This is a genomic window from Pseudoduganella lutea (genome assembly GCF_004209755.1).
Lineage (GTDB): Bacteria > Pseudomonadota > Gammaproteobacteria > Burkholderiales > Burkholderiaceae_D > Rugamonas > Rugamonas lutea.
This window is the reverse complement of sequence record NZ_CP035913.1, coordinates 4209759-4235723: the sequence shown is the minus strand read 5'-3', so window position 1 is coordinate 4235723 and position 25965 is coordinate 4209759. Positions and strand designations below refer to the sequence as shown.

The 25965-nt window shown below is 65.2% G+C and carries 20 protein-coding genes and 1 tRNA gene; 8 read left to right on the top strand and 13 right to left on the bottom strand.

Annotated elements, in window-relative coordinates:
* Window positions 1-24: 24 nt before the first annotated feature.
* From EWM63_RS18005 to EWM63_RS17985, 5 genes are all read right to left on the bottom strand, one after another.
* Window positions 25-1464, bottom strand: a complete 1440-nt coding sequence (locus EWM63_RS18005; RefSeq protein WP_229487360.1) for an efflux transporter outer membrane subunit — start codon at window positions 1462-1464, stop codon at window positions 25-27.
* On the bottom strand, window positions 1461-2618 hold the full coding sequence (locus EWM63_RS18000; protein WP_130187766.1) for an HlyD family secretion protein: 1158 nt from the start codon (window positions 2616-2618) through the stop codon (window positions 1461-1463). The genes EWM63_RS18005 and EWM63_RS18000 overlap by 4 nt, the downstream gene beginning before the upstream one ends.
* Complete coding sequence (locus EWM63_RS17995; protein WP_130187765.1) at window positions 2615-4291, bottom strand: MFS transporter; 1677 nt, start codon at window positions 4289-4291, stop codon at window positions 2615-2617. The genes EWM63_RS18000 and EWM63_RS17995 overlap by 4 nt, the downstream gene beginning before the upstream one ends.
* Before the next feature lie 217 nt (window positions 4292-4508).
* Window positions 4509-6929, bottom strand: a complete 2421-nt coding sequence (locus EWM63_RS17990) for a catalase (protein WP_130187764.1) — start codon at window positions 6927-6929, stop codon at window positions 4509-4511.
* 164 nt (window positions 6930-7093) lie between these two features.
* Window positions 7094-7558, bottom strand: coding sequence for a hypothetical protein (locus tag EWM63_RS17985; protein WP_130187763.1), 465 nt, complete (start codon window positions 7556-7558; stop codon window positions 7094-7096).
* A 220-nt stretch (window positions 7559-7778) separates the two neighbouring features.
* On the opposite strand from EWM63_RS17985, the gene EWM63_RS17980 reads away from it, so the two are divergent.
* Together EWM63_RS17980 and EWM63_RS17975 are read left to right on the top strand one after the other, a co-directional pair.
* Window positions 7779-10247, top strand: a complete 2469-nt coding sequence (locus tag EWM63_RS17980) for a coiled-coil domain-containing protein (protein ID WP_130187762.1) — start codon at window positions 7779-7781, stop codon at window positions 10245-10247.
* Window positions 10248-10329: 82 nt separating this feature from the next.
* A complete protein-coding gene (locus EWM63_RS17975; protein WP_130187761.1) occupies window positions 10330-11454 on the top strand; it encodes a branched-chain amino acid ABC transporter substrate-binding protein in 1125 nt (374 codons plus the stop codon).
* A gap of 51 nt (window positions 11455-11505) precedes the next feature.
* Here the strand turns inward: EWM63_RS17975 and EWM63_RS17970 are convergent, their stop codons facing one another.
* On the bottom strand, window positions 11506-12705 hold the full coding sequence (locus tag EWM63_RS17970; RefSeq protein ID WP_229487359.1) for a GGDEF domain-containing protein: 1200 nt from the start codon (window positions 12703-12705) through the stop codon (window positions 11506-11508).
* Between the two features lie 360 nt (window positions 12706-13065).
* Between EWM63_RS17970 and EWM63_RS17965 the strand changes: the two genes are divergently transcribed.
* Together EWM63_RS17965 and EWM63_RS17960 are read left to right on the top strand one after the other, a co-directional pair.
* Complete coding sequence (locus tag EWM63_RS17965; protein WP_130187760.1) at window positions 13066-13746, top strand: TonB-dependent receptor plug domain-containing protein; 681 nt, start codon at window positions 13066-13068, stop codon at window positions 13744-13746.
* 129 nt (window positions 13747-13875) lie between these two features.
* Complete coding sequence (locus EWM63_RS17960) at window positions 13876-14367, top strand: Hcp family type VI secretion system effector (RefSeq protein ID WP_130187759.1); 492 nt, start codon at window positions 13876-13878, stop codon at window positions 14365-14367.
* 778 nt (window positions 14368-15145) lie between these two features.
* Here the strand turns inward: EWM63_RS17960 and EWM63_RS17955 are convergent.
* The 3 genes from EWM63_RS17955 to pepN all read right to left on the bottom strand — a co-directional run bounded on the left by EWM63_RS17955 (window position 15146) and on the right by pepN (window position 19001).
* Window positions 15146-15221, bottom strand: a tRNA-Thr gene (locus tag EWM63_RS17955).
* Window positions 15222-15329: 108 nt separating this feature from the next.
* Window positions 15330-16340, bottom strand: a complete 1011-nt coding sequence (locus tag EWM63_RS17950; RefSeq protein ID WP_130187758.1) for a class 1 fructose-bisphosphatase — start codon at window positions 16338-16340, stop codon at window positions 15330-15332.
* A 27-nt stretch (window positions 16341-16367) separates the two neighbouring features.
* Complete coding sequence (gene pepN / locus EWM63_RS17945) at window positions 16368-19001, bottom strand: aminopeptidase N (protein ID WP_130187757.1); 2634 nt, start codon at window positions 18999-19001, stop codon at window positions 16368-16370.
* 193 nt (window positions 19002-19194) lie between these two features.
* Between pepN and EWM63_RS17940 the strand changes: the two genes are divergently transcribed.
* Window positions 19195-19851 carry a DUF4136 domain-containing protein gene (locus EWM63_RS17940; protein WP_130187756.1) on the top strand — a complete coding sequence of 219 codons (657 nt, stop codon included), beginning with the start codon at window positions 19195-19197 and terminating at the stop codon, window positions 19849-19851.
* Window positions 19852-20175: 324 nt separating this feature from the next.
* On the opposite strand, the gene EWM63_RS32840 is transcribed toward EWM63_RS17940, so the two are convergent.
* Genes EWM63_RS32840 through EWM63_RS17925 form a run of 4 tightly spaced genes read right to left on the bottom strand, consistent with a single transcriptional unit; the run spans window position 20176 to window position 22645 of the window.
* On the bottom strand, window positions 20176-20298 hold the full coding sequence (locus EWM63_RS32840; RefSeq protein ID WP_259772484.1) for a hypothetical protein: 123 nt from the start codon (window positions 20296-20298) through the stop codon (window positions 20176-20178).
* 1 nt (window position 20299) lies between these two features.
* Window positions 20300-21292 carry a quinone oxidoreductase family protein gene (locus tag EWM63_RS17935; protein ID WP_371861248.1) on the bottom strand — a complete coding sequence of 331 codons (993 nt, stop codon included), beginning with the start codon at window positions 21290-21292 and terminating at the stop codon, window positions 20300-20302.
* Window positions 21292-21693 carry a methylglyoxal synthase gene (locus tag EWM63_RS17930; protein ID WP_130187755.1) on the bottom strand — a complete coding sequence of 134 codons (402 nt, stop codon included), beginning with the start codon at window positions 21691-21693 and terminating at the stop codon, window positions 21292-21294. Before EWM63_RS17930 ends, EWM63_RS17935 begins: the two co-directional genes overlap by 1 nt.
* Window position 21694: 1 nt before the next feature.
* Window positions 21695-22645, bottom strand: a complete 951-nt coding sequence (locus tag EWM63_RS17925; protein WP_130187754.1) for a DMT family transporter — start codon at window positions 22643-22645, stop codon at window positions 21695-21697.
* Window positions 22646-22814: 169 nt separating this feature from the next.
* Between EWM63_RS17925 and EWM63_RS17920 the strand changes: the two genes are divergently transcribed.
* From EWM63_RS17920 to purD, 3 genes are all read left to right on the top strand, one after another.
* Entirely contained in the window at window positions 22815-23654 is an 840-nt protein-coding gene (locus tag EWM63_RS17920; protein WP_130187753.1) for a DUF4214 domain-containing protein, read from the top strand.
* 107 nt (window positions 23655-23761) lie between these two features.
* A complete protein-coding gene (locus EWM63_RS17915) occupies window positions 23762-24487 on the top strand; it encodes a YebC/PmpR family DNA-binding transcriptional regulator (protein ID WP_130187752.1) in 726 nt (241 codons plus the stop codon).
* Window positions 24488-24681: 194 nt separating this feature from the next.
* Window positions 24682-25950, top strand: coding sequence for a phosphoribosylamine--glycine ligase (purD, locus tag EWM63_RS17910; protein ID WP_130187751.1), 1269 nt, complete (start codon window positions 24682-24684; stop codon window positions 25948-25950).
* Window positions 25951-25965 lie beyond the last annotated feature (15 nt).

Genomic DNA, 25965 nt, shown 5'->3' with positions numbered 1-25965 from the left:
ATCAATGCGCGATGACCTGACGGCCTATCGCGAGGGCGGCGGCGGGGCTGGCGCCGTCCACCCTCCCCCCATCGCCCGGTACAGATCGACCGACGCCGCCAGCAGGCGCGCCCGCAACTGCAGGCGCGCCACGTCCGCCGCGTACAGGCTGCGCTGCGCATCGAGTTCTTCCAGGTAGGCGGCATAGCCGTTGGCATAGCGGTTGTGGGCGATGCGCAGCGTTTCGGCGGCGGTGGCGCGGCGCGCGTCGTTCTGCACCACTTGTTCGCGCAGCCGCGTGATCGCGTCGAGGCCATTTTCCGTTTCGGCAAAGGCCTGCCGCACGGTGTTTTCATACGCGATCAATGCCTGGTTGCGCTGGGCGGCGGCCGAATCGGTGGCGGCCTGCACGCGGCCGCCATCGAACAGCGGCGCCACCAGCGCGCCGGACAGGCGCCACAGCCGCGTGGGCCCGTGCAGCAGGTCGGACAGTTCGGTGGACTGGATGCCGCCGGCGGCCGTCAGGCGGAACGTGGGCAGCAGCTGGTCGCGCGTGGCGGCCAGCTGCGCGCTGGCGGCCGCGATGGCCTGTTCGGCACGCGCGATGTCCGGGCGGCGGCGCAGCAGGTCGGACGGCAGCCCGGCCGGCACCGGTGGCGGCATCAGCTCGGACAGCGCCTTGCCACGCAGGATGATGCCGGGCGTGCCGGGCGACTCACCGGCCAGCAGCGCCAGGGCGTTTTCCTGCTCGAAGATCTGTCGCTGCAATTGCGGGACCTGCTCGGCCGCCGTGTCGTATTCGGCCTGCGCCTGCAGCCATTCGAGGCGCGAACTGTAGCCCACCTCGAACTGGCGCCGTGCCAGGTCGCGCGAGCGCTCGCGCAGTTGCAGCGTCGCCCGCGCCAGCTCGAGCTGCGCATCGAGCCCGCGCAGGTTCAGGTAGCCGGAAGCGGCATTGGCCGCGACCGACAGGGCCGCCGCATCGAGGCTGGCCTGCTCGCCGCGTAGAGTGGCGGCCGCGGCTTCGGTAGCGTTGGCCAGGCGGCCCCACACGTCAATCTCGTAGGCTGCCTGGAACTCGGCCTGGAAGGCGTTGGCCACGTAAGGCCGGCCGGTCGCGGCGGACAGCGTGCGGGCACGGGTGGGCGACGTGTCGAACGACAGCGTGGGCTGCTGCGCGGCGGCCGCGGCACGCACGCGGGCGCGGTAGTCCTCGATCCGCTCGCGTGCCACGCGCAGGTCGCCATTGTTTGCCAGCGCCCGCGTGACCAGCGCCGTGAGGGCCGGGTCATCGAAGCCCTGCCACCATTGCGCATCGACCGGCAGCCCCGATGAACCTTCCGGCAGCGGCGCGCGCCACTGCGCGGGCACCTGCAACTGCGACGCTGGCGGAGGCGCCACTTTCGCGGCGCAGCCGGCCAGCGCAGCCAGCATTACCAGCGTCGGTACCAGCATCGGCAACGGCTTCAGCACCGCAGCCCTCATTGCCGCGTCTCCGCGTCGTTGAGCTCCGCCGACGTATCGATGCTGACGATAACGGACATGCCGGGCCGCAGCCGGTCGGCGAGCTTCTGGCCGGGATCGATGCGGATCCGCACCGGAATGCGCTGGGCGATCTTCACGTAGTTGCCGGTAGCGTTATCGGCCGGCAGCACGGAGAATTCCGAACCGGTCGCCGGCGAGATGCGCTCGACCTGCCCGGTCAGCACCGTGCCATCGAGCGCATCGACCTTGAACGTGGCGCTCTGGCCGACACGCACGCCATTCATCTGGGTTTCCTTCAGGTTGGCGATGACCCACATCTGGCGTGGCACCAGGGCCATCAGCTGGGCGCCCGAGTTGACGAAGGCGCCGCGCCGCACGCCGACCTGGCCCAGCTGGCCATCGGCCGGCGCGATGATGCGCGTATTGTCCAGGTCCACCTTTGCCGCCTTCAGGGCCGCCTGCGCATTGGCGACTGCCGCTTCCAGCGCGGCGCGATTGACGGTGACCGATTGCGACTGTTGCCGCGAGATCTCGACATTGGCCAGCGCCTGTGCCACGGCCGCCTGGGCCTGCGCATGCGCCGCGCGCTGGGCATCGCGCTCGCGCTGCGACAGCGAACCATCCTGCACCAGCTGCTCGACGCGCTCCAGGTCGGCGCTGGCGCGTTTCGCCTGGGCCCGCGCGTTGGCCAGCGCCGCTTCCTGCAGCGCGATGGTGGCGGCGGCGCTGCGCCGCGACTGGCCCCAGTTCTCCAGCGCCGCCTTCTGCGCAGCCAATTGCGCCTCGGCCTGCTCGTAGCGCTGCTCGTAGACTCGGCGGTCGATCTCCACCAGCAGGTCGCCGCCCTTCACAAACTGGAAATCCTGCACGTGCACCTGCGTGACATAGCCGGACAGCTGGGTGCCGATCACCGTCACCTGGCCCCGCACCAGCGCGTTCTCCGTCGACACGACCGGGCTGGTGAACGGCGGCAGCCGCCATGCGTACAGCACGATGAGCACGCCGATCAGCGCGATCAGCGCAAAGCCGACGGTCGCCAGCCAGCGGTGCGGCCGGTCGGGCTGACCCGACGCCGGTGCGGGTGCTGGTGCCGGTGCCGGTGCGGCCGGCGTGGGCGCGGTTGCTGGAGGTGGGGTGGTGTCGTTTGCGCTCATTTCGATCCGGAGTTGTCGAGGGATACCCTGGCCATGCCCGTCTGGGCGTTCTGCGCCGGCATGGCGGGACGGCACACGGTGCACATCTGCCACAGGTAGTGCAGCAGCATCCACGCCAGCGTGGCGATGGCGACGATGCTGATCAGCAGGAAGACGTCGTTGTAGGCGAGGATGTTGGCTTCGCGCGTGGCGGCCGCGCCAAGCGATGCCACGCCCTGCGCGCTGCGCAGCGCCGGGTCGCCCAGCGTGCCGGCCAGTGCGGCGCCACTGCCCTGCACGCGGCTGGCCACCAGCGGATCGATCAGCGTGAGGTGCTCGACCAGCTGGCTGGAATGGTATTTTTCACGCAGCACCTGCACGGTGCCCACCAGCGCGGAGCCGAGCAGGCCGCCCAGGTTCTGCGTCATCGAGAACATCAGCGAGAAGCTGATCAGGTTGCTTGGCTGGGCGATGATCGCGCCGAAGCCGGAGACAAACACGGGGCCGATGAAGAACACGCCGGCAAAGGCCAGCAGCGCCTGGCTGATGAACATCTGGTCCGGCCGCGTGAGGTTGGTGGCATGCGAATCCATGTAAGCGCCGATCGCCATCAGCAGTAGCGCGAACATCAGCGATCCCTGGATGCGGCTGGGCGCGATCGTCAGCGCGCTGGCCGCCATGCCGGCGATGCTGGCGACCAGCGTGACGAGCCACAGGTCGCGCATCTGGTCATTCTGCAGGCCCAGTGCCTGCAGGAAGCCGACGGTGCCCGTGGCTTCCGACTGCACGATGCGGATCAGCAGCACCGACAGGGCCAGGCGCACCATGTTCGACGTCGTCAGCCAGCGGATGTTCAGCAGGGGCCGGGCGCGATTGTGCTCGATCGCCACCGCCGCCGTGATCAGCACGATGGAACCGGCCAGGCACCAGCCCAGCCATGGCGCCTCGAACCACCACACGGCGCGCCCCAGGCCCAGCACGGCGCACAGCAGCGCCACGCCCGGCGCGAACAGGGCGAAGGTCACGGCGTCGAGCTTTTCAAAGACGCGGATGCGGTCCCCCGGCGGCAGCTTCAGCAACAGCACGCAACCCAGCGATACCAGGCACATGCCCAGCTCGAACCAGTACAGGCCGCGCCATTCGGCGATTTCCAGCAGCTCGGTGGAAAACAGCCGCGCGATCGGCAGCGCCAGCTGCGAAAAGCCGATGCCCAGCACCACGCCCTTCAGCCGGTGCTGGGCCGGAAAGCCCTGCGGCGTGTAATACAGCCCCAGCGTGGTGAGCGCAGCCCCCGAGATGCCACTGGCCGCGCGCACGGCGATCGCCGAACCCAGGCCGTGCACGAACAGGTGGGCCAGCGTGGCCAGCGCATACAGCACGAGGAACAGTTCGGTGAACAGGCGCAGGCCGAACTGCTGGCGAAACTTCACCAGCAGCAGGTTCATCGACACGTTGGCCATCACGTACACCGTGGGTAGCCACTGGATCTCGGCCGAATAGACGCCCAGCGAACCTTGCGCATACACGAGGTTGACGGTGACAAGTGCATTGCCCAGCCCACCCGTGAGGGCCACGATGAAACCCACCAGCAGGTAAGCGAGGCGCCGCGGCGTGGAATGCAGCGGCGACGACGGCGACCCCGGCAGCATCGGCCGCTCATGGGGCTTCCAGGTCTGGGGGGCGTAGACGTCCATGCAATCGTAAAAAGTTGCAGGAAAACCGGTGACAGACACCGGTTTCCAGGAATATTCCAAGAAAACCGGTCGGTCCGCCGCAGCGGTCTGTCACCGGTTTTGAAGAAACTTTGCGGGCTCGACGAATGATAAAGCCCGGCTGCCGCGCGTGGCGCATGCAACCGGGCCGGGCACCACCTATGGCAGAGCTACAGCCCTGCCGGGGTGGTGGATGGGCTTACACCACGGGTGGATCGCTCTCGCGCGCCCACACACGGTGCTGCGCCAGCGCTGCCTTGAACGCGGCCAGCGCGGCGGCGGCGTCGACCGGCTGGGCGCCGATGATGCCCGGGTCCGGCGAACCGTCGCGCAGCGTGGCGGGGATGCCGGCGCTGGCCAGCAGTTGCGCGCCGGCGTCCACCACCATGATCGGCTTGCAGTGGCGGTATTGCAGGCGCACGAAGTCCAGCGCGTTGGCGTCCGCCGCCAGCGTTTGCGCGGATTTTTCGCCGGCCGGCACCACCACGGCGTCATAGATCACCGATGGCCCGGCTTCGAGCGAAATTTCCACGTCCAGCGTATCGCCATCGGCGCCGGTAACCTGGCCCAGGCGCGAGGCGACCACGCGCGGCACCGCGCCATCGGCCAGCAGCGATGCGTAGATCGTGCGCACGCCGGCCGCGTCGACGCCGTCGGCAACGAGGATTGCGACCCGGCGCGTGTGGATGCCCACCTGCCCTGGCCGCGCCAGCAGCGACAGCCCCGGCGACGTGCGGTACGTGGGCAACGGCCGCGTGGTCGCCAGCGGTTGCGGATCCGGCACCGCCATGCCGAGGCCGGAAGCCACGGCGTTGGCCAGCGAGGCATCGACATTGACCAGCATCGACAGCGTGCGCTCGCGGATCGCCGGTACGGTCACGCGCGTCAGCTCGAAGCGGAAGCCGCCGATGATGTGCGCGCGCTCGACCGGCGTCTGGCTCTGCCAGAACAGGCGGGCCTGCGAATAGTGGTCGGCGAACAGCTCGGGCTTGCCGCGCACCTTGTCTTCCACGAAGGTTTGCTGGGGGAAGCTCGTGAAGCCCATGCGGCCGCCCTGGAACGGGCAACCGCCGCCCAGCGAGTTCGGTTCATAGGACACGCGACCGCGGTTGATCGTCTGGCGGTGCATGCCGTCGCGCTGGTTGTTGTGCACCTGCGCGACCGGCGCATTGATCGGGATCTCGTGGAAGTTCGGCCCGCCCAGGCGCGACAGCTGGGTGTCCACATACGAGTGGATGCGCCCGTGCAGCAGCGGGTCGTTCGTGAAGTCGATGCCGGGAATCACGTGGGCCGTGCAGAACGCCACCTGCTCGGTCTCGGCAAAGAAATTGTCCGGATTGCGGTTCAGCACCAGCTTGCCCACCGTGCGCAGCGGCACCAGTTCCTCGGGCACGATCTTGGTGGCATCGAGCACATCGAACTCGAAGCTGTCGGCCTGCTCTTCGGTGAATACCTGCAGGCCCAGTTCCCATTCCGGGAATTCGCCGGCCTCGATGGCTTCCCACAGGTCGCGGCGGTGGAAATCGGGGTCGGCGCCGCTGATCTTCACTGCTTCGTCCCACACCAGCGAGTGCGTGCCCTGCAGCGGCGTCCAGTGGAACTTGACGAACACCGATTCTCCGGCCGCGTTCACCAGGCGGAACGTGTGCACGCCGAAGCCCTGCATCATGCGGTAGCTGCGCGGGATCGCGCGGTCGGACATCGCCCACATCAGCATGTGCATCGATTCCGGCATCAGCGACACGAAATCCCAGAACGTGTCGTGGGCGCTGGCCGCCTGCGGCATCGCGTTGTGCGGTTCGGGTTTCAAGGCATGCACCAGGTCGGGGAACTTCATCGCATCCTGGATGAAGAACACGGGAATGTTGTTGCCCACCAGGTCCCAGTTGCCCTCGTCCGTATAGAACTTGACCGCGAAGCCGCGCACGTCGCGCGCCGTGTCGGTGGAGCCCCGTTCGCCCGCCACGGTGGAGAAGCGCACGAACACCGGCGTCTTCTTGCCGGGTTGTGCGAACGGCGCGGCGCGCGTGATGTCCGACAGGTCCTCGTAGCTTTCGAAATAGCCGTGCGCCGCCGAGCCACGCGCGTGCACGATGCGCTCGGGAATGCGCTCGTGATCGAAGTGCGTGATCTTTTCGCGCAGGATGAAGTCTTCCATCAGCGTGGGCCCGCGCAGGCCCGCCTTCAGCGAATCCTGGTTGTTCGCCACCGGCACGCCCTGGTTCGTGGTCAGCATCTGGCCGTTCGAATCGGCGCGCACGCGGTCCAGTGGCGCATTGGTGTTGTTCACGCCAATGGGCGGCTGGCCGTTGCCCGTCTTTGGCGAAGGGATATTCTCGGCGGCCGTGCTGGCGCTCGCGATGTCGGTCGACGACTTGGCGACCTGCCCCTGCTGCGGCGTGCGCGCCGCGTCGCCGTATTCGCCCGGCTTGTTGGCGTTGTAGGGCGTGCGCGCGGCCAGGTCCATGCCGCCCACCTGTTTTTCAAGGAGCACGTCGCCCTGCGGATTGTTGTTGCCCAGCGATTGGGGCGGGGCTGCGTTGGAAGGACCGGAAACAGTGGAGAGAATGGAACCGGCGCCATCGACGCCGGACGACTGACTGCTAGGTTTGGTGGACATTAGGTTCCTTGAAAATTATGGGAATGCCGCGCCAGCATCCCGTGAACGGCACGGAGCGGGCGCAAAGACGCCCGGACGTGCGGGTGCACGACCGGGCGTTGCCGTCCGCAAGGGGAAGCGGACGGCGGGCCATCAGTGCTGCAAACCCTTGCAGCAGCGATCGATCAATGGCGGCGCGAACCCAGCAGCTTCGACACGGCGTAGCCGGCGGCCAGGGCAACCAGCACGGACGTGCCTGGGCTCTTGCGCACATAGCTGCGACCCGTTTCGGCCAGGCGGCCATAGGCCACGTTCAGGTCGGCGGCTTTCTGGCTCAGCACTTCGGACACGGCGCCGGCCTTGGCCGATACTTTTTCCACGGTGTCGTGGGCCTTGCCCACCAGGCGGTCGGTAGTGGCAGGCACTTTCTCGGCCAGCTTCTCGACGGTGCTGTGCACCTTCTCGGCGGCGGCCGGCACCTTGTCGGCGATCTTGTCGACGGCGCTGTGCGCGGCGCTGGCAGCCTTGTCGGCGGCCGGCTGTACCTTGTCAGCGGCCTTGTCGATCGTGTTAAGGGCGTCGGTGCGGTTGTTATTGCCGATTGGCGTCACGGTGCCCGTCGCATTGATGGTCGATTTTTCGTTGTCCATGATCGGTATCCTCTTGGTTGGTGTGTGCAGGACCAACGATAGGCCGTTCGACACGGTTGCACAGTGCGGTGCATAACAAAGAGCTAACGTCGAGCAGCAAAGAGCTAACGTCGGGCAGCAGGCCGGTGCGCCATCCGCGCGCCCGTTATGGCATGCTGCCCGGATCAAGCATCGGAGGTGCGCCATGTTTCCAATCTCTTCTGTGACTGAACCGTCCGGCATGTCCACCCTGTTCGGCACGGGCGGCGTGGGTGTGGCGCCCGTGGGCCAGGATGTGCCGCCGAGCTCCGACGTGGATGTGTCGTCGCTCGGCCAGTTCATGGGCACGCTCGCGCTGTCGCAGAAACGGCTGGGCGAACTGGCGGCCGCGAGCGGCGCGCGCATCACCGATACGGACCTGGAACAGCTGGGCACCGCCGCTGGCGAACTGGTCGAAGCGTTCAACATCGGCCGCGCCGTCGACACGCTGGCGCCGCCCTCCGGCGAAGCGCTGCCGGCCAGTGCACTGGCCGGGCGCCTGGCGCAAACCTTCGCCGAACAGCGCGCCGGGCTGGCGCAGCTGGGGATCGACCTCGAGCCTTCGCTGCTGGGCGACGACGGCGACATGCTCGCGGTGGACAATCGCCGGCTGCTGGCCGCGTTCGAGGCCGACCGGCAAGGCACGCTGCAGACGCTGGCGCGCGCCGCCGGCAGCTTCGACGAAGTGGCCAGCGCGCTGGCGCACGAGCAGGATGCCATCGGCCCGGACGGCAACACGCTGCAGCCACCACCCACGACCAACCTGCCGCCGAGCGAGATCAGCGACGCGGCGTTCCGCAATGCGCTGCGCGATACGGCCGTGCAGCCGAACCAGCAGAATGCCCCGGCCGGCGATGCCGACGACGCGGCCGACGATGCCAACGCGCCAGCCAGCGGCGCCGGGCGCCAGCCCGAGGCGCCGCAGATCGCCAGCTCCGGAACGCCGGCGGCCATGCTGAACAACCAGGCCGCCGAGCTGACGGCCGCGCAGGCCAACAACAGCGCCAGCGGCGCGCTCGGTCCGGCCAACGCGCCGCAACAGAATGCGCAGTTGACGATCGGTGCGCAGCCAGCGGCCCCTGACCCACTGCCGGCCAATGCCGCGGCACAGGCCCCGGCACAGCAGGCCGCAGCGCAGCAAGTGCCGCAACAGATACCCGCGCAACAGGTACCCGCGCAGCCGGTATCGCAGCAGCCGGTATCGCAGCAGGCGCTGGCGCAGCAAAGCCCGACGCTGCAGGCGCTACCCCAGCAAGTGCCGGCGCAACAGGTGCCGACGCAACAACCACCCGCGCAGCAGGTCCCGGCTCAGCAAGTCCCCACTCAGCAAGTCCCTAATTATGCGCCGCAAGCCCTTGCCAACCCCGTGCCAACGACGGCAGCCGAAACGGCCGACGCCCGGCAGGCCGCGAGCGATGCGGTGCAGCCGCCTCCCACGCGCGTGACAGGCGCCACGGGCGAAGCGCAGGCCAACCCGGTGCAGACCCCGCCTGCCGCTACCACGTCGCCCGACCAGGCCAGGGCCGATGCGCTGGCCCGCCAGCTGGCAGCGGAGCGTTTTGCCGCCGAGCGCGCGGCGGTGGCCGCCAATGCCGAAGCGCGGCGCCAGGAAGTGGCACGCGACGAAGCGGCACGGCTCGACCGCGACCGCGCGGCACTGACGCAGCAGGAACGGGCGGCGGCCGACCGCCTGGCGCTGGCACGGCAGACCGCGAACGAGGCGCTGGCCGAACAGCAGGATGTCGTCACGCAGGACCAGCGGCTGCAGGAACTGCGGGCCGCCGCGACGCGCCAGCTGACCACCACGCGCGAGGAAGACGCGGCCGCGCAGCGGCTGGCCGACCGCCTCGACGAAGCCCGCCAGGACACGGTGGTGCAAACCGACCGCCTGGCACAGGACCGCCTGCTCGAAGCACGCCGCATCGCGACGCAGCAGACGCAGGCGGTACAGGAGGACACCTTGCTGGAACAGCGCCTCGTGCAGGTGCGCGAGGAAGCGACACGGCAGGCCGCGATCCAGCAGTCCAATGACGCCCGCCAGGCGGCCCAGCTGACCGAGGCCGAAAACGCGCGCCGGCGCGATGCGCTGCGGGTGCTGCAGGAACAGGGTGCGGAACGCGCGCAGACGATTCTCGACCAGCAGCGCGTGGCGCTGCGCACGCAACAGGCGGCAGCGGCGGCAGGCCGCGGCACCGCCACCGGTGCGACGGCGCTGGCCGGCATGGCGAACGAGCAGGCCGTGGCAGGCGCCGCGGCCGACGCGCAGATCGCCGCTGCTGCGGCGGCCACCGCCGATGGCGCCGCCATTGCGCAGGCGGCGGCGGATACGGCGGCGGCCGCGCAGGCTTCGCTGAGCACGCCGGCCAATCCGGCAGCGGGTACCACGGCCGGCGGCACCCCATCGGCAACGGGGGCTCCGGCCGGTACGGCGCCGGGCACGCCGGGTACCGATGCAGGTGCAGCAGGCGCGGCAGGTGCGGGGGCTGCCGCGAACAATGCCGCGCGCGCGCCGAACGCGGCCGACCCATCCACGGCCGCGGCCATCGCCGCGCAGTACCTGGCCGGCGGCATTGGCGGCGGCCCGAACGCGGGTTCGGCGCCACCGCCGCGCAACGAGATCAACCCGGCGGTGCGGCCGGTTACCCGGACGGGCACCGTGCCGCCGGTCTGAGCGGAGCCATCGCATCGCTTGCTCCCGCCGCGAGAACGTGGATAATTCACCGGACTCGACTATAACGACGGGAGACGTTCGAATGAAGACCAAAAACCTGGCCGGCGCCCTCGCGCTGGCCACGATGACCGTCGGCGCCGCGGCGCAGGACACCGTGGTGCGCATCGGCCACAGCGGCCCGCTGTCCGGCGCGCAAGCCTTTTCCGGCAAGGACAATGAAAACGGCGTGCGGCTGGCGATCGAGGAGCTGAACGCCAGCCCGATCACCGTCGCCGGCAAGAAGGTGAAGTTCGAACTGGTGTCGGAAGACGACCAGGGCGATCCAAAGGCCGGCGTCAACGTCGCGCAAAAGCTGGCCGACGGTGGCGTGCGCTATGTGGTTGGCCCATACAACTCGGGCGTCGCGATCCCCGCTTCGCGCGTGTATGCCAATGCCGGCGTGGTGGTGGCCAGCGTGGCCTCCAATCCGAAACTCACGCAGCAGGGCTATAAAAACCTGTTCCGCGTCAACGCCAGCGATACGCAGCTCGGTTCGCGGATGGCGGTCTACGCGGCAAAGGAACTGAAGCTGAAGACGGTGGCGGTGATCGACGACCGCACCGCGTTCGGCCAGGGGCTGGCCGAGGAATTCAAGAAAGCCGCACGCGCCGCAGGCATGACGGTGGCCGGCCACGAATACACGACCGACAAGGCGGTCGACTTCACCTCGATCCTCACGAAGCTGCGCCCGAAGAACGTGGAAGCGATCTTCTTCGGTGGCTATGCGCCGCAGGGCGGCCCGATGGCGCGCCAGATCCGCCAGCTGGGCATCAAGGCCAGGCTGCTGGGCGGCGACACGATCTGCACGGCCGAGATGGGCAAGCTGGGCGGCGATGCCGTCGGCGCCAACGTGCTGTGCTCGCAGGGCGGCGCCCTGCTCGACAAGGCCGCCAGCGGCCCGGGCTTCAAGGCCAAGTTCAAGAAGCGCTTCAACGCAGAGCCGGACGTGTATGCCGCGTCGTACTACGACGCCGTCAACCTGTTCGCGCAGGCCATGCAGAAGACGGGCTCCGTCGAACCCGCGAAAGTGGGCGCCGCGATTTCCGCCGGCTCGTACCAGGGCGTGGCCGGCACGTATGCGTTCGATGCCAAGGGCGACATGAAGGCGTCGCCGGTGACGATCTTCACGTTCAAGGGTGGGCAGCCGAGCGCGTTGACGAGTTACTGACCGCCGCGCATTTCCCGACACGAAAACAAGCGCTGCACGGCCGTTTGTTCTTCAGCCGGCCGCGCGGGCCGCCACGTGCAGGCCGGGGCGGCCGTAGAATTCCAGCGCCTTCACGGTGTTGCGGCCGTCGTGCTTGGCCGCGTACAGCAACTGGTCGGCCAGTTCGATCACGGCTTCCTGCGGGAAGCGCGCGACGACGCTGGCGAAGTTGACGGAGGTAACCCCGAAGCTTGCCGTGACGCCCACCGTCTTGCCGGGAGCGATCTCCGTTACCGCGGCCGACAATGCCGCGCGCATGCGCTCGGCCAGGTGCATGGCACCGGCCAGGTCGGTTTCGGGCAGCACCAGCAGGAATTCCTCGCCGCCGAAGCGGATCAGGCTGTCGACGTTTTCGCGGATCATGCCGCGCAGGAGCGCCGCGAATTCCACGAGCACCCGGTCGCCGGCCGCGTGGCCATACGTGTCGTTGACGGACTTGAAGTAATCGATGTCGCAGGCGACCACGGCCAGGCTGAGGCGGAAGCGCCGCGCGCGCGACAGTTCCATGTTCAGCAGTTCCTGCTGCAGGTAGCGCCGGTTGTGGCAACCGGTCAGCGGATCGCGCTCGGAAAGATTCTTCAATACCGACTGCACACGGAATTCCTCGCGCCGGATCAGGCTGTAGCGGCGCGCGGCAATGTAGCCGAAGCAGTTCGCCAGCGACAGCAGCATCACCATCGTCAGCTGTTCCTTGCCGCTCAGTTCCCCGACCAGCAGCGCCATCACGATGAACACGAGCGTGGAGATGACCCCGATGGCCAGCGCGTACACGAGGCGGTTCGGGATGTACAGGTACACCACCAGCACCATCAGCCCCATCGACATCGAATGCCACGGCAATTCGTCGGGCCGGGCCAGCACGATCGGCGCGAACGCGAGCATGCCGACGATCTCGGTGATGCTGGCAGTAAGGTAGACGCGGCCGACGGAATGGGGATGCAGGTGATTCGTGACGCAGCTGGCGAGGGCCACCACGGCCACGGCGATGCGGCAGCCGAACAGTGCCAGCGCCACGGGCGTAAGGCCGAGCGCCAGGATGTCGGTGATCGCGAAGACGAGGTAAACGGCAGCGCAAAACAGCAGCGTGGTACGCAGCTGTATCTTCGTCTGCGGCAGCAGATGATGGCTGAAATGCGCTTCGATCGTCCTGTCGGTGAATTCCGCCGACAAACGGGAGATCGCGAACGCCGCGTCATGGACCGGGGGGGACACGTCTCCTCCTGAAACTGATGAGCCTGCTGCGCAGGCAAACGGGGGCTATTGTAAACGTATCCCTACGGGAATTTCTCACTAATAGTCACTAACTTGGGGGATATTTGTAACGAATTTACAGCACCGCCGTCTTGGCGTGCGCATGACGGAAAGATCCCGCACGAAGATTTGCATTATAGCAAAAACAATGCTTTTGAGAAAATTCTTGATGGGGTCTCTCGGCCACCCTGCCCCTGCGTTCGTGGTTCTCCGTGTCAGCCTGAGCGGCTTGCGGCTGTCACGTATCGACTGCAGCGCTATTTGGAATTTGACACCGCTATATATCGATATATATCACGGTTTCTTTTTTCACAAGACGCCATGAAATTGCTCCCTCTTTCGGCCGGCATTGCCGCCGCCTTCGTCCTTGCCTCCGCCTCGGCGGAAACGCCCCGTGTCTTCATCCTTGGCGAAATCGGCACCGCGACATTGCCGCATGCTCCCAGCCAGGTTGGCGACAGTATTTCCGCCGACGAGATCTGCCGCCATGACCGTGTCAATGCCGGCGAGGCCATCGACCTGCTGTCTGGCGTGAGCCTGTCCAAGCAGGGCCAGCGCAACGAATTGATGCTGTGGGTACGCGGCTTCAACCTGCGCCAGGTGCCGGTGTACGTCGATGGCATTCCCGTGTACGTGCTCTACGATGGCTATGCGGACATGGGCCGCTTCACCACGTTCGACCTGGCCCGCATCGACGTGGCGAAGGGCTACAGCTCCGCCCTGTATGGCGCCAACACCCTGGGCGGCGCCACCAACCTGGTGAGCCGCCGGCCTGTCCTCGCGTTCGAAGACGACGCCGACGCGGGCCTGACGAGGGGCCGTGGTGGCCATGGCAATGGCGAAAGCGCCTATCTGAACGCCGGCAGCAACCAGGGCAGCTGGTACGTGCAGGGTTCGCTGTCCTATACCACCCAGGATTCCTACCGGCTGGGCCGCAGCTTTGTGCCTGCGAAATCGACAGCTGACGAAAAAATATGGTGGTTGTGCGCGATACCGACGTAGCCGGTATCAGTCACTTTCCAGGGAAAATCCCCGTTGACCTTGCTCGTCCCGTTCTCTGTTCCAAGCCAAGCTCCGCCCGGTACACCCAAGCAAGAATCACCACTTGCTCAACCGACAGCGGAGGCAGAAATGGCAAGCGACGCATATCTAAAGATCGAAGGCATCAATGGCGAATCAGAAGACGAACGGCACCTAAACTGGATCGAGGTACAGGGCGTTCTCTACGCAGTCCAGCAGCCAAGAGCCAAGGTGCTATCCACGGCAGGGGGCCATACAACAGGACGGGCGGACCTGTACCCCATCACCTTTACCAAGCTCGCCGACTTGGCTTCCCCTGTTCTCCTGCAAACCTGTGCAGCCGGGAAGACCCTTCCGAAGGCGTATTTTGAGTTCATGCGGGCTGACGGTGACGGCAAGCCAATCCCATATTTCAAGATTGAACTTGAAAACTTGATCATTGCCGGTATTGCCCCTGACAGTGGCGAGGGTGGGATTATCGTCGAACGGATTCAGCTTGCCTACGCGAAGATCAAGTGGCACTACGTAAAACAAAGCATCCGGGGCGGTACGCAGGGCAATACCTCCGGTAGCTGGGATTGTTCAGCCCATAAAGTGTGCTGACCGGAGACGATATGTCTAAACCTTACGAGGGCGCAGCAATGATTGTCTGCCCACTTGAAGTCTCCGACTTCCAGCATGTTTGTGCTGTTATTGTGACAGGTAGCGGGGTGAACGCATGCGGCCATACCCTACTACACATCGGAGGAAGTTGGAGTTGGTATGTCCATATCGCTGCCCATATAAATTGCCTAGATTCATACCTGAGAGTAGCTATATTCGGTACTTGAGAGAAAACGGCAAGCGTGAAATTCGCCGTTGGCTTATCAAGCTGCCTAACCCTGACGGTTCTCATGAAAAGCTGCATGAACTTATGCAAAAGCCGTGGCTATGGGGCGCCGTGGCTCATAACTGCACTTCCTTTGCCGAAGAAGTTGTACGCGCTGGCGGTAGCAGAGCCGGGCAGTATTTCAATTGTCCGCTTGCGGAGCCATTCAAATGAGATCCACATGTATTTCTCTTGGAGTCGCCTTGTCCACAGCTGTACTTGTCTGGGTTTCTATAATCTTTTTCGATCCGGGCATGAATCTGGACAAGGCTTATAACATCATCGTCTTTTCGTTCATCGGTTCGGCAGTCCTCGCAGCACTGGTGTTAAGGCTACGAAAGCGCTGATTCGCCGCTGAACTTAACAGGCGACCTTCAAGCTCAACGCGGCGAGCAAACCAGAGCAGGCCTGAGAAGGGCGATGAAAATAATAGTCGGACTGCATTGTTCACACCGCAATTCGTGACTTCAATGCAAAAAGGGCCACCCAATTTGGGTGGCCCTTCTCACTTTTTGGTGCCGCTGACCGGAATCGAACTGGTGACCTTCGCATTACGAATGCGCTGCTCTACCGACTGAGCTACAGCGGCTAAACCTGTACTGCGGTCTAACCTTGCCTTTCGCACATGATGCGCTGCGAAAGAGGCCACATTATAGCAACAGGTTTTACAGTTGACTAGGGTCTCTTTCCGAAAAACTTACGCGGTACCTTCATGGTGGTAGCCGGTGACCACGGCCACCTCGTCGCGCGAGCCCAGGAACACGGGCACGCGCTGGTGCAGCGTGTGCGGCTGGATGTCGAGGATGCGGTGCTTGCCGTCGGTGGCCATGCCGCCGGCCTGCTCGACGATCATGGCCATCGGGTTCGCTTCATACATCAGACGCAGCTTGCCCGGCTTGCTCGGGTCACGCACGTCCGCCGGGTACATGAAGATGCCGCCGCGGTTCAGGATACGGTGCACGTCCGCCACCATCGAGGCGATCCAGCGCATGTTGAAGTCGGTGCCGCGCGGGCCCGTGCTGCCGGCGAGCAGTTCGCCGATGTAGCGCTGCACCGGCGGCTGCCAGTGGCGCTGGTTCGACATGTTGATCGCGAATTCCTTCGTCGTCGCGGGGATCTGCATGTTGCGCTGCGTGAGCACCCACGAACCCATTTCGCGGTCCAGCGTGAAGCAGTTCACGCCATTTCCGGTGGTCAGCACCAGCATCGTTTGCGGGCCGTAGACCGCGTAGCCGGCGGCGACCTGCTTGCTGCCCGGCTGCAGGAAATCGGTTTCGGTCGGCGTGGCCATGCCTTCCGGCGCCTTGATCACCGAGAAGATGGTGCCGATCGACACGTTGACGTCGATGTTCGACGAGCCGTCCAGCGGATCGAACACGAGCATGTATTCGCCCTTCGGATAGCGGTTCGGGATCAGGTGGATCGTCTCCATTTCCTCGGACGCCATCGCGGCCAGGTGGCCGCCCCATTCGTTGGCTTCCAGCAGGATCTCGTTGGAAATCACGTCGAGCTTCTTCTGCACTTCGCCCTGTACGTTCTCGCTCTCGAGCGCGCCCAGCACGTCGCCGAGGGCGCCCTTGCCCACCGAGTGGGCGATCGTCTTGCAGGCACGCGAGACCACTTCGATCAGCAGGCGCAGTTCGGCCGGGATGTTGTGGTGCTGGCGCTGTTCCTCGACGAGGTGTTGGGTGAGGCTGATACGTTTCATGGATTCCCTTGGTTTCAAATAAATTCTTTAGTTCGCGAGTGCTTTCGACACGACTTCCATCACGTCGTTCGACAGCTTCGGTTCGCCGGCCACCCGCTCCAGCGCGTGGCGCATGTGCGCCTGCAGCTCCGGCGCATAGCGGCGCCAGCGGTCCATGCTGCGCGCGAAGCGGGCCGCCACCTGCGGGTTCAGCGCATCGAGCTTGATGACGTGCTCGGCCCAGAACTCGTAGCCGCTGCCATCCTTCGCATGGAACTGCGCCGGGTTGTTGTTGGCAAAGCTGAACAGCAGGCTGCGCGCGCGGTTCGGCGTGCGCAGCGTGAAGGCCGGATGCCCCATCAGTTCGCGCACGCGGGCCACATTGGTGGTCGGCGCGCTGGCCTGCATCGCGAACCATTTGTCGACCACCAGCGCCTCGCCCTTGAACTGGTCGTAGAACGCCCGCAGCGGCTCATCGGCATCCGCGCCGCTGTGGATCAGCGCCGTCAGGGCCGATGCGCGGTCCGTCATGTTGGTGGCTTCGTCGAACTGGCGGCGCGCCAGGTCGAGTGTGAAGGCATCCGGCGCGGCCAGCAGGTAGGCCAGCGCCAGGTTCTTCAGGCCGCGCTTGCCGGCCGAGACGGCATCGGGGCTGTAGTCGCCCGGCGTCTGGTTGGCGGCGATCGCGTTCAGCAGCTCGCTGCGCAGCATGACGGCGATCGTGCGGCGCATGAACTGGCGCGCGTGGTGGATCGCCTGCGGATCGACCACTTCCATCTGGTCCGCGATCACGGATTCGGATGGCAGGATCAGCGCCTGCTCGCGGAACGCCGCTTCCAGCGTGTTATCGAGCAGCAGCGCGCGCTGTGCGGACACGAACGTGTAGTCCAGGTCGAGCAGTGCGCCCGCCTGCACGGCGGCGGTCAGCTTCAGCAGCCGGTCCATGGCCAGGCGCTGGCCCGCTTCCCAGCGGTTGACCGGGTCGCTGTCGTGGCGGAACAGGTGCAGCAGTTCCTCGTCGGTGTACGGATATTCCAGGATCACCGGCGCGGAGAAATCACGCAGCAGCGACGGGGTCGGTGCCTCGGGAATGCCGTCGAACGCGAATGACTGCTCCGCTTCGGTGAGCTCCAGCACCACGGTGGTGTCGCCGTTCGGATTCAGCGGCAGGTCGCGGCCGCTGCCGGCCAGCAGGCCGACGGCGACCGGGATGTGGAACGGCAGCTTTTCCGGCTGGCCCGGCGTTGGCGGGCAATGCTGCGACAGCGTCAGCACGTAGCGGTGCGCACCGGCATCGTATTCGCCGCGCGCGGTCACGACCGGCGTGCCGGCCTGACTGTACCAGCGCTCGAACTGCGTGAGGTCGCGACCGCTGGCCGAGGCCATGGCGGCGCGGAAGTCGTCGCACGTGACGGCCTGCTCGTCGTGCCGCGCGAAGTACAGGTCCATGCCCTTGCGGAAGCCTTCGCGGCCCAGCAGGGTCTGATACATGCGCACCACCTCGGCACCCTTTTCATACACGGTGACCGTGTAAAAATTATTGATCTCCACGAACGAGTCGGGGCGAACCGGGTGCGCCATCGGACCCGCGTCTTCCGGGTACTGCGCCTGGCGCAGCGTGCGCACCTGGTCGATGCGCGTGACGGCGCGGCCGCTGTCGGTGCCGATCATGTCGGCCGAGAATTCCTGGTCGCGGAACACGGTCAGGCCTTCCTTCAGCGACAGCTGGAACCAGTCGCGGCACGTGACGCGGTTGCCGGTCCAGTTGTGGAAGTATTCATGGCCGACGACGGCTTCGATGCCGGCATAGTCGACGTCCGTGGCGGTGGCGGGGTTGGCCAGCACGAACTTGGTGTTGAAGATGTTCAGGCCCTTGTTTTCCATCGCGCCCATGTTGAAGTCGCCCACGGCGACGATCATGAAGCGGTCCAGGTCCAGTTCCAGGCCCCACCGTTCCTCGTCCCACCGGATCGAGTTCTTCAGCGACTGCATCGCGTAATCTGTCTTGTCGAGATTGCCCTCCTCGACCCACACCTGCAGCAGCGCCTCGCGGCCGTCCGCCAGCTTGAACGTTTCTTCCTGGCAGACCAGCTTTGCCGCGACCAGCGCGAACAGGTAGGAAGGTTTCTTGAACGGGTCTTCCCATTTCGCGTAATGGCGGCCATCGTCGAGATCCCCGGCCTCGACCAGGTTGCCGTTCGACAGCAGCACCGGATACTTTTCCTTGTTGGCGCGCAGCATCACGGTGAAGACGGCCATCACGTCCGGCCGGTCCGGGAAATAGGTAATGCGGCGGAAACCTTCCGCTTCGCACTGCGTGTAGAAACTGCCATTCGATACGTACAGGCCGGAGAGCGTGGTATTTTTTTCCGGCGTGCAGGTGGTCTCGATTTCCAGCACCACGTTCAGCGGTGCCTTCTTGATAGTGAGCGTGGTCGTCCCCAGTATGTACTGACCTGGGTTGAGCTCGGTACCGTTCAGCCTCAGCGCCACCAGTTCGATGTCTTCACCGTGCAGCACGATGTCGCGGCTCTTGCTGTCGGGATTGTGCCGGAGCGTGATCCGGTTCGCGACGATCGTGCGGGCCGGGTCGAGATCGAAACCCAGTTCCACGGTTTCGACGAGGTAGCTGGGCGGCGTGTAGTCCTTGCGGTAAATCGTCTGCGGGCTGTCGGTTCTCATGGGGCCTGTACCTTCGTTGCGGACAAAAGGTTATTTTACCAACAGCGGGGCCCATGGATCGCGATTCATCAGCGGCACCATCGCGGAACGTTGCAGCTTTCCGCGCAGCCGTAAGATTCTGTAATAATTAAGTCGTGCAAGCGGACCGGCCATACACTGTACGTGGGGAAATACCTTTTTCTGGGAGTAGATCATGAAATCCTTCGCCATCCTTGTCGCGGCAGCCAGCCTGCTTCTCGGCGGGTGCGCAACCACCATCCGCAGCGACGTCACGGTATTCCACCAGTGGCCGGCGGAACTGCAGGACAAGTCGTATGTGTTCGGCACGCCCGCGCCAAGCGAGGACACGCTGGAATACCGCAGCTACCAGGGCCTGGTGGCGAACGAATTGTCGAAGTTCGGCTTTACCCAGGCGGGCGCGCCGGAGCAGGCAAAGCTGCGCGTCGACATGGCGTTCTCCACGATCGACCGGCCGACGCGGGTGCTGCAGGCCTACGATCCGTTCTGGGCCGGCGGCGGCCCCTACTGGGGCATGTACGGCGGCGGCTGGCCGCACCGCGGCTTCTACCCTTCGCGGTACCGCTACCGGTACTGGGCGTTCCGTCCCTACTACGACCCGTGGATGTATGGTCCGACCGAATACCGGGAAGTCATCCGGCACAACTACGAGCGCAAGCTGAACGTGTCGATCGCCGACAACACGGGCAAGAAGCTGTATGACGTGACGGTGCAGAACACCAGCCGGCGCCAGTCCACGCCATCGGTCATGCCGTTGCTCGTGCAGAGCGCCTTCACCGGGTTCCCGGGCGAGAACGGCAAGGCGAAGCAGGTGGATCTGGAGTTGCAGTAAGAAGACCAGAGACGGCCCCTTATGCCGCTCAGTTGCTAACATTCGATGCTGCTGTCGGCATTTGCACATTGGTGTCGGACACCCTTTCCCGCAGGGAAACGGTGTCCGACACCGGTTTTCGTATGATGTGCAGATTTTTTGAGTCGAGAACCGGTGTCCGACACATTTTCCGGATGAAACGCCCGGAAAAAATGTCCGGAAGGAGAGAGGGCTTGCAGGCCCTCTCCGTTACGCAGGCAAGGAGCGGTGCTCCTTGAAACCCCTGCTCCACCACCAGGCACTCGAACGCCAACTCAAAAATTCACAACGATTGACTGTACGGCATTACGTAAACATCGCTTCGCTGGCAAAGGTGATCAGCACGACCAGCACTAGTGCCAGCAGCAGCCCCACCAGCAGGCGGCCAAATTTCGGGTTGCCGTCGTCTTCTTCGTTCGGATTGCTCATGTCAGTGCGGAATGAGGATGGAGGAGCCCGTGGTCTTGCGTGACTCCAGGTCGATGTGGGCCTGCGCCACGTCGGGCAGGTGATAGCGCTGGTGGATGGCGATCTTCACCTCGCCGCTGGCCACCACGCCGAACAGCGAGCGGGCCGTGGCTTCCAGGTCCTCGCGCTTGGCCGTGTAGTGCATCATCGTGGGCCGCGTGAGGAACAGCGAGCCGCGCGACTGCAGTTCGCCGGGCGCGAATGCCGGCACCGGGCCGGAGGCGTTGCCGAAGCTGACCATCAGCCCCAGCGGCGCCAGGCAGTCGAGCGAGCCGTAGAAGGTATCCTGCCCGATCGAATCGTAGACCACCGACACGCCCTCGCCGTTCGTCAAATCCCTGACTTTCTCGACGAAGTTGTCGCGCTTGTAGTTGATCACGTGCGCGGCGCCGTGTTCGATGGCCAGCGCCGCCTTTTCATCGGAACCGACGGTACCGATCAGGTTCACGCCCAGCACTTTCGCCCACTGGCACGCGATCAGGCCGACGCCGCCGGCGGCCGCGTGCCATAGGATCGTGTCGCCCGGCTTCAGGTGCGCGGTGCGGTGCAGCAGGTATTGCGCCGTCATCCCCTGCAACATCATGGCCGCCGCCGTATCGAAAGCGATATGGTCGGGCAGCACCACCAGCAGGCTGGCGGGCAGGTTGCGCACCTGCGCATAGGCGCCGGTCGGGCGGCCCGCGTAGGCCACGCGGTCGCCCACCTTCACGTGCGTGACACCCTCGCCCACCGCTTCCACCGTGCCGGCGCCTTCCATGCCCAGGCCATTCGGCAGCGGCTGCGGGTACAGGCCGGTGCGGAAATAGACATCGATGAAATTGACGCCGATCGCCGCGTGCTTCACGGTGGCCTCGCCCGGGCCGGGCGCGCCCACTTCCACGTCCACGTATTCCATGACTTCCGGGCCGCCGGTGCGGCTCATCCTGATTGCCTTGCCTTCGATTGGCTTGCTCATCATGCCTCCTCGTTCGATGCGGCCATTGCCGCCTGCAGTTGCGACAGCACCAGGTGCGCCGTCGCCACGTTGGTGGCGCATGCCACGTCATGCACGTCGCAGGCGCGTACCAGCGCATTGATGTCCGGTTCATGGGGTTGCGGCGTCATTGGGTCGCGCAGGAAGATCACGGCGTCGATCCGGTCTTCCACGAGCATCGCGCCGATCTGCAGGTCGCCGCCCAGCGGGCCGGAATGCTTGCGGTCGACCACCAGCCCCAGTTCGCCGACCAGGCGGCCGCCGGTCGTGCCGGTGGCGGTCAGCGTGCAACGGCGCAGGAAATCCACGTATTCGCCGGCCAGGGCGATCATGTCGTCTTTTTTCTTGTCATGGGCGATCAGTGCAATCCGGGGAGCATTCATCTCAGGTTCCATTCTTGGTTTTTGCCGCATTGGCCATATTGGCCGTATTAGCCTTTTTAGCACTCGACAGCAGGTAGATCCCGGCCAGCACCAGCGCGGTGCCGGCCAGTTGCCAGCTCGTGACGGGTTCGGCAAGGACGACGGCGCCGAGGAACAGCGTGGAGACGGGGCCGATCATGCCGGCCTGCGAAGCGGCGCCGGCGCCGATGCGCTGGACGGCGGTCATCGTCATGAACACGGGTGCCACCGTGCACAGCAGGCCGTTCATCAGCGACAGGCCATAGACGGGCAGCGGCTGGATGAGCCCCGCCGCGGGGCGCAGCAGGAAGTACTGGCCGATGCAGGCGGCGCTGGACACGCACATCGCGTAGGCCACCAGCCGCAGCGCGCCGAGGCGCTTGACCATTTCACCGGACAGCAGCAGGTAAGCCGCATACGCGGCGGCGGACCCCGTCACGAGTGCGGAACCGAGCAGCACGTTTGAGCCGCCTTGCAGGTCGTGCACGAACACCAGCACGATGCCGGCATACGAGACCGCCAGCGCCAGCCATTGCAGCCGGCCGATGTGCTGGCGCAGCCACGTGGCCGAGATCAGCAGCACGAAGGTGGGCGTGAGAAACAGGATCAGGCGCTCCAGGCCGACGGTAATGTATTGCAGGCCGAGGAAATCGAGAAAGCTGGACAGGTAATAGCCGACCAGGCCGAGTCCCACGATACGCCAGCGGTCGCCCGTGGACAGCGGTGCGGCACCCCGCATCTTCCAGAGCGCCACGGCGGCAAAGACGGGGAGCGAAAACAGCATGCGGAACGCGATCAGCGTCACAGCGTCGATGTGATAGCGATACAACAGCTTGGCGATAACGGCCTTTGCCGAGAACAGCACGGCGCCACCAATGGCCAGCGCCAGTCCGCCCAGGTAGGGCGCTGATGGGGTCGTTATGGTTTTGTCCATCGGGGCATTGTACGGGCAAACCGACCTCGTTGCCGGCCCCTGCCCTGGCGCCGTGGACGCCTTCTTGACCGTAACAATCCGCGCACGAATGAAAGCCAGCCATCGACAACTCAGCTTTTTCCTTGTAACCTTGATAAACAAGTAATGTTATATTGACAAGGAAACTATCATGGCAGACTCACCAACCTTCCAGGGCGGCACGGCCGCGAACGACACACTGACCGGCGGCGCAGGCACCGATCACCTCTTTGGCCAGGGCGGCGCGGATGTGCTGATCGGCGGCGGCGGCGACGACAACGTGAACAGCGGCGAATACAGCGATACCAACTCCCCGCTGGGTTTCCGGTTCGACTTCATCGGCGACCGTCTCGATGGCGGCGAAGGTAACGACCTGCTGGTCGGCGGCTCCGGCAGCGACCTGCTGATCGGCGGCGCCGGTACCAACCGCATCGAAGGCGGCGCCGGCAACGACACCGCCATCTATGCAGGAGCCCGGTCCGACTATACGGTGGCCATGCAGAACGGCGTGCCGGCCGGCGTCAGGTCGATCTCCGGCGTGTCGGTGTCGGACACCCTGGCTTCGGTCGAGCGCCTGAGCTTCTCGGACGGGGCGATCGCCTACGACATCAATGGCAGTGCCGGCGACATCTACCGCCTGTACCGCGCCGCGTTCGATCGCGTGCCGGACGAAGGCGGCCTGGGCTTCTGGATTTCCGTGTCGGACCGGAACTACAGCGCTCCGTTCATTGCCGGCGAACTCATGGCCAGCCCCGAGTTCATCGCGAAATACGGCACCAGCTCCACGAACGAGCAGTTCCTGACCAACGTTTATGCGAACATCCTGGACCGTGCATACGACCAGGGTGGCTTCGACTACTGGAAAGGCGTGCTCGAAGGTGGACTGTCGCGCGCGGAAGTGCTGAACCACATTGCCCAGAGCGCCGAGAACCGCGCGACAGTGATCGGCGAGATCCAGACCGGCATCGAGTACACGCTCTACACGGCATAAACCAGGCGCGGGAACGGAGTCCTTCCCCGGCCCGGGCGGCGCGATCGGCAAGGGGCGGTATGCTAGAATACCGCCCTCGATTGCATACCGTCTAAGGAAGACCGAACATGGCTGGACACAGCAAATGGGCCAATATCAAGCACAAAAAGGCTGCAACGGACGCGAAACGCGGCAAGATCTGGACACGTCTCATCAAGGAAATCACCGTTGCCGCCCGCATGGGCGGCGGTGACATCAACTCGAATCCACGCCTGCGCCTTGCGATCGACAAGGCGGCGGACGCCAACATGCCCAAGGATAACGTGCAACGCGCGATCACGCGCGGCACCGGCGGCGAAGATGGCGCAAGCTACGAGGAAGTACGCTACGAAGGCTATGGCATCGGCGGCGCGGCGATCATCGTCGATTGCATGACCGACAACCGCGTGCGCACCGTGGCCGAAGTGCGCCATGCATTTTCCAAATTCGGCGGTAACATGGGCACGGAAAATTCCGTGTCGTTCCTGTTCAAGCACTGCGGCCAGTTCCTGTTCGCCCCGGGCACGGACGAAGCAACGCTGATGGATGCCGCGCTCGAAGCTGGCGCGGAAGACGTGATCACCGATGAGGAAGGCGGCTTCGAAGTGCTGTGCGCGCCGAACGATTTCGCCGCCGTCAAGGAAGCATTGGAAGGCGCCGGCTTCAAGGCCGAGGTGGCCGAGATCGTGATGAAGCCGGCCACCGAGACCGTGTTCACGGGCGACGACGCCGTGAAGATGCAGAAACTGCTGGACGCGCTGGAAAACCTGGACGATACCCAGGAGGTTTATACCAACGCCGTGATCGAGGAATGATCGCGGGCCGGCACGGGCCGGCAGATGACGATGGAGACTTGATGCAGCAGACCTGATGCAGCAGCGGCCCGCGGGCCGCTGTTTCAGTCTGCGAGGTTCTTTCCTCATGCGTGTGTTCGCGCATCTGTTCGTGCTGATGTTCGACCATGCGCGCATGCGGAAACAGCTTCCCAAAAAACCAACCGAAGATCCTTATGAAAATCCTGGTAGTCGGCTCCGGCGGCCGCGAGCACGCGCTGGCTTGGAAATTGGCGCAATCGGAACGGGTGCAGATCGTCTACGTGGCCCCCGGCAACGGCGGCACGGCCCGCGATCCGCGCCTGCAGAATTTGCCGATCACGGACCTGAACACGCTGGCCGAGTTCGTGATCCGCGAACATATCGCGCTGACCGTGGTGGGCCCGGAAACCCCGCTGGCCGGTGGCATCGTCAATCTGTTCCGTGCGCGCGGCCTGAAGGTCTTCGGCCCCACGAAGGAAGCGGCACAGCTGGAGTCGTCGAAGGATTTCGCCAAGGCGTTCATGAAGCGGCACGGCATTCCCACCGCCGAGTACGAAACCTTCAGCGACGCGGCGCAGGCCCATGCCTACATCGACGCCAAGGGCGCACCGATCGTGATCAAGGCCGACGGCCTGGCCGCCGGCAAGGGCGTGGTCGTGGCGATGACGCTCGATGAAGCGCACCAGGCGGTCGAGCACATGCTCTCGGACAACCGCTTCGGCGATGCCGGCGCGCGCATCGTCATCGAGGAATTCCTGGCCGGCGAGGAAGCGTCGTTCATCGTGATGTGCGACGGCAAGAACGTGCTGCCGCTGGCGACGAGCCAGGACCACAAGCGCCTGCTCGACAACGACCAGGGCCCGAACACGGGCGGCATGGGCGCCTACTCGCCCGCGCCGATCGTGACGCCGGCCATGCATGCGCGCGTGATGCGCGAGATCATCAACCCCACGATCGCGGGCATGTCGAAGGATGGCATTCCGTTCTCCGGTTTCCTGTACGCAGGCCTGATGATCGATGCCGCCGGCAACCCGAAGACGCTGGAATTCAACTGCCGCATGGGCGACCCGGAAACGCAGCCGATCATGGCGCGCCTGAAGACCGACCTGGTGTCGGTGATGGAACACGCGGTGAACGGCACGCTGGACACCGTGGGCCTGGAATGGGACCGCCGCACCGCCGTTGGTGTCGTGCTGGCCGCGGCGGGCTATCCGGACGATCCGGTGAAGGGCGACGTCATCGACGGTATTCCGCCGGAAACGCCGGAATCGGTCACGTTCCACGCAGGTACCGCCGAAGTCGATGGCCAGCTGGTCACCTCCGGCGGGCGCGTGCTGTGCGTGGTCGGCCTGGGCGACTCGATCAAGCTGGCGCAGAAGCAGGCCTACGAAACGGTCGGCGAGATCCGCTTCGAGGGCATGCAGTGCCGCCGCGACATCGGCTGGCGCGGCCTGAAGCACTGAGCCCGGGACTCGAGC

Bases quoted from the DNA above. Each gene is read 5' to 3' on its own strand.
- EWM63_RS18005 (WP_229487360.1), bottom strand. From the start codon at position 1,464: ATGAGGGCTGCGGTGCTGAAGCCGTTGCCGATGCTGGTACCGACGCTG.
- EWM63_RS18000 (WP_130187766.1), bottom strand. From the start codon at position 2,618: ATGAGCGCAAACGACACCACCCCACCTCCAGCAACCGCGCCCACGCCG.
- EWM63_RS17995 (WP_130187765.1), bottom strand. From the start codon at position 4,291: ATGGACGTCTACGCCCCCCAGACCTGGAAGCCCCATGAGCGGCCGATG.
- EWM63_RS17990 (WP_130187764.1), bottom strand. From the start codon at position 6,929: ATGTCCACCAAACCTAGCAGTCAGTCGTCCGGCGTCGATGGCGCCGGT.
- EWM63_RS17985 (WP_130187763.1), bottom strand. From the start codon at position 7,558: ATGGACAACGAAAAATCGACCATCAATGCGACGGGCACCGTGACGCCA.
- EWM63_RS17980 (WP_130187762.1), top strand. From the start codon at position 7,779: ATGTCCACCCTGTTCGGCACGGGCGGCGTGGGTGTGGCGCCCGTGGGC.
- EWM63_RS17975 (WP_130187761.1), top strand. From the start codon at position 10,330: ATGAAGACCAAAAACCTGGCCGGCGCCCTCGCGCTGGCCACGATGACC.
- EWM63_RS17965 (WP_130187760.1), top strand. From the start codon at position 13,066: ATGAAATTGCTCCCTCTTTCGGCCGGCATTGCCGCCGCCTTCGTCCTT.
- EWM63_RS17960 (WP_130187759.1), top strand. From the start codon at position 13,876: ATGGCAAGCGACGCATATCTAAAGATCGAAGGCATCAATGGCGAATCA.
- EWM63_RS17950 (WP_130187758.1), bottom strand. From the start codon at position 16,340: ATGAAACGTATCAGCCTCACCCAACACCTCGTCGAGGAACAGCGCCAG.
- pepN (WP_130187757.1), bottom strand. From the start codon at position 19,001: ATGAGAACCGACAGCCCGCAGACGATTTACCGCAAGGACTACACGCCG.
- EWM63_RS17940 (WP_130187756.1), top strand. From the start codon at position 19,195: ATGAAATCCTTCGCCATCCTTGTCGCGGCAGCCAGCCTGCTTCTCGGC.
- EWM63_RS32840 (WP_259772484.1), bottom strand. From the start codon at position 20,298: ATGAGCAATCCGAACGAAGAAGACGACGGCAACCCGAAATTTGGCCGC.
- EWM63_RS17935 (WP_371861248.1), bottom strand. From the start codon at position 21,292: ATGAGCAAGCCAATCGAAGGCAAGGCAATCAGGATGAGCCGCACCGGC.
- EWM63_RS17930 (WP_130187755.1), bottom strand. From the start codon at position 21,693: ATGAATGCTCCCCGGATTGCACTGATCGCCCATGACAAGAAAAAAGAC.
- EWM63_RS17925 (WP_130187754.1), bottom strand. From the start codon at position 22,645: ATGGACAAAACCATAACGACCCCATCAGCGCCCTACCTGGGCGGACTG.
- EWM63_RS17920 (WP_130187753.1), top strand. From the start codon at position 22,815: ATGGCAGACTCACCAACCTTCCAGGGCGGCACGGCCGCGAACGACACA.
- EWM63_RS17915 (WP_130187752.1), top strand. From the start codon at position 23,762: ATGGCTGGACACAGCAAATGGGCCAATATCAAGCACAAAAAGGCTGCA.
- purD (WP_130187751.1), top strand. From the start codon at position 24,682: ATGAAAATCCTGGTAGTCGGCTCCGGCGGCCGCGAGCACGCGCTGGCT.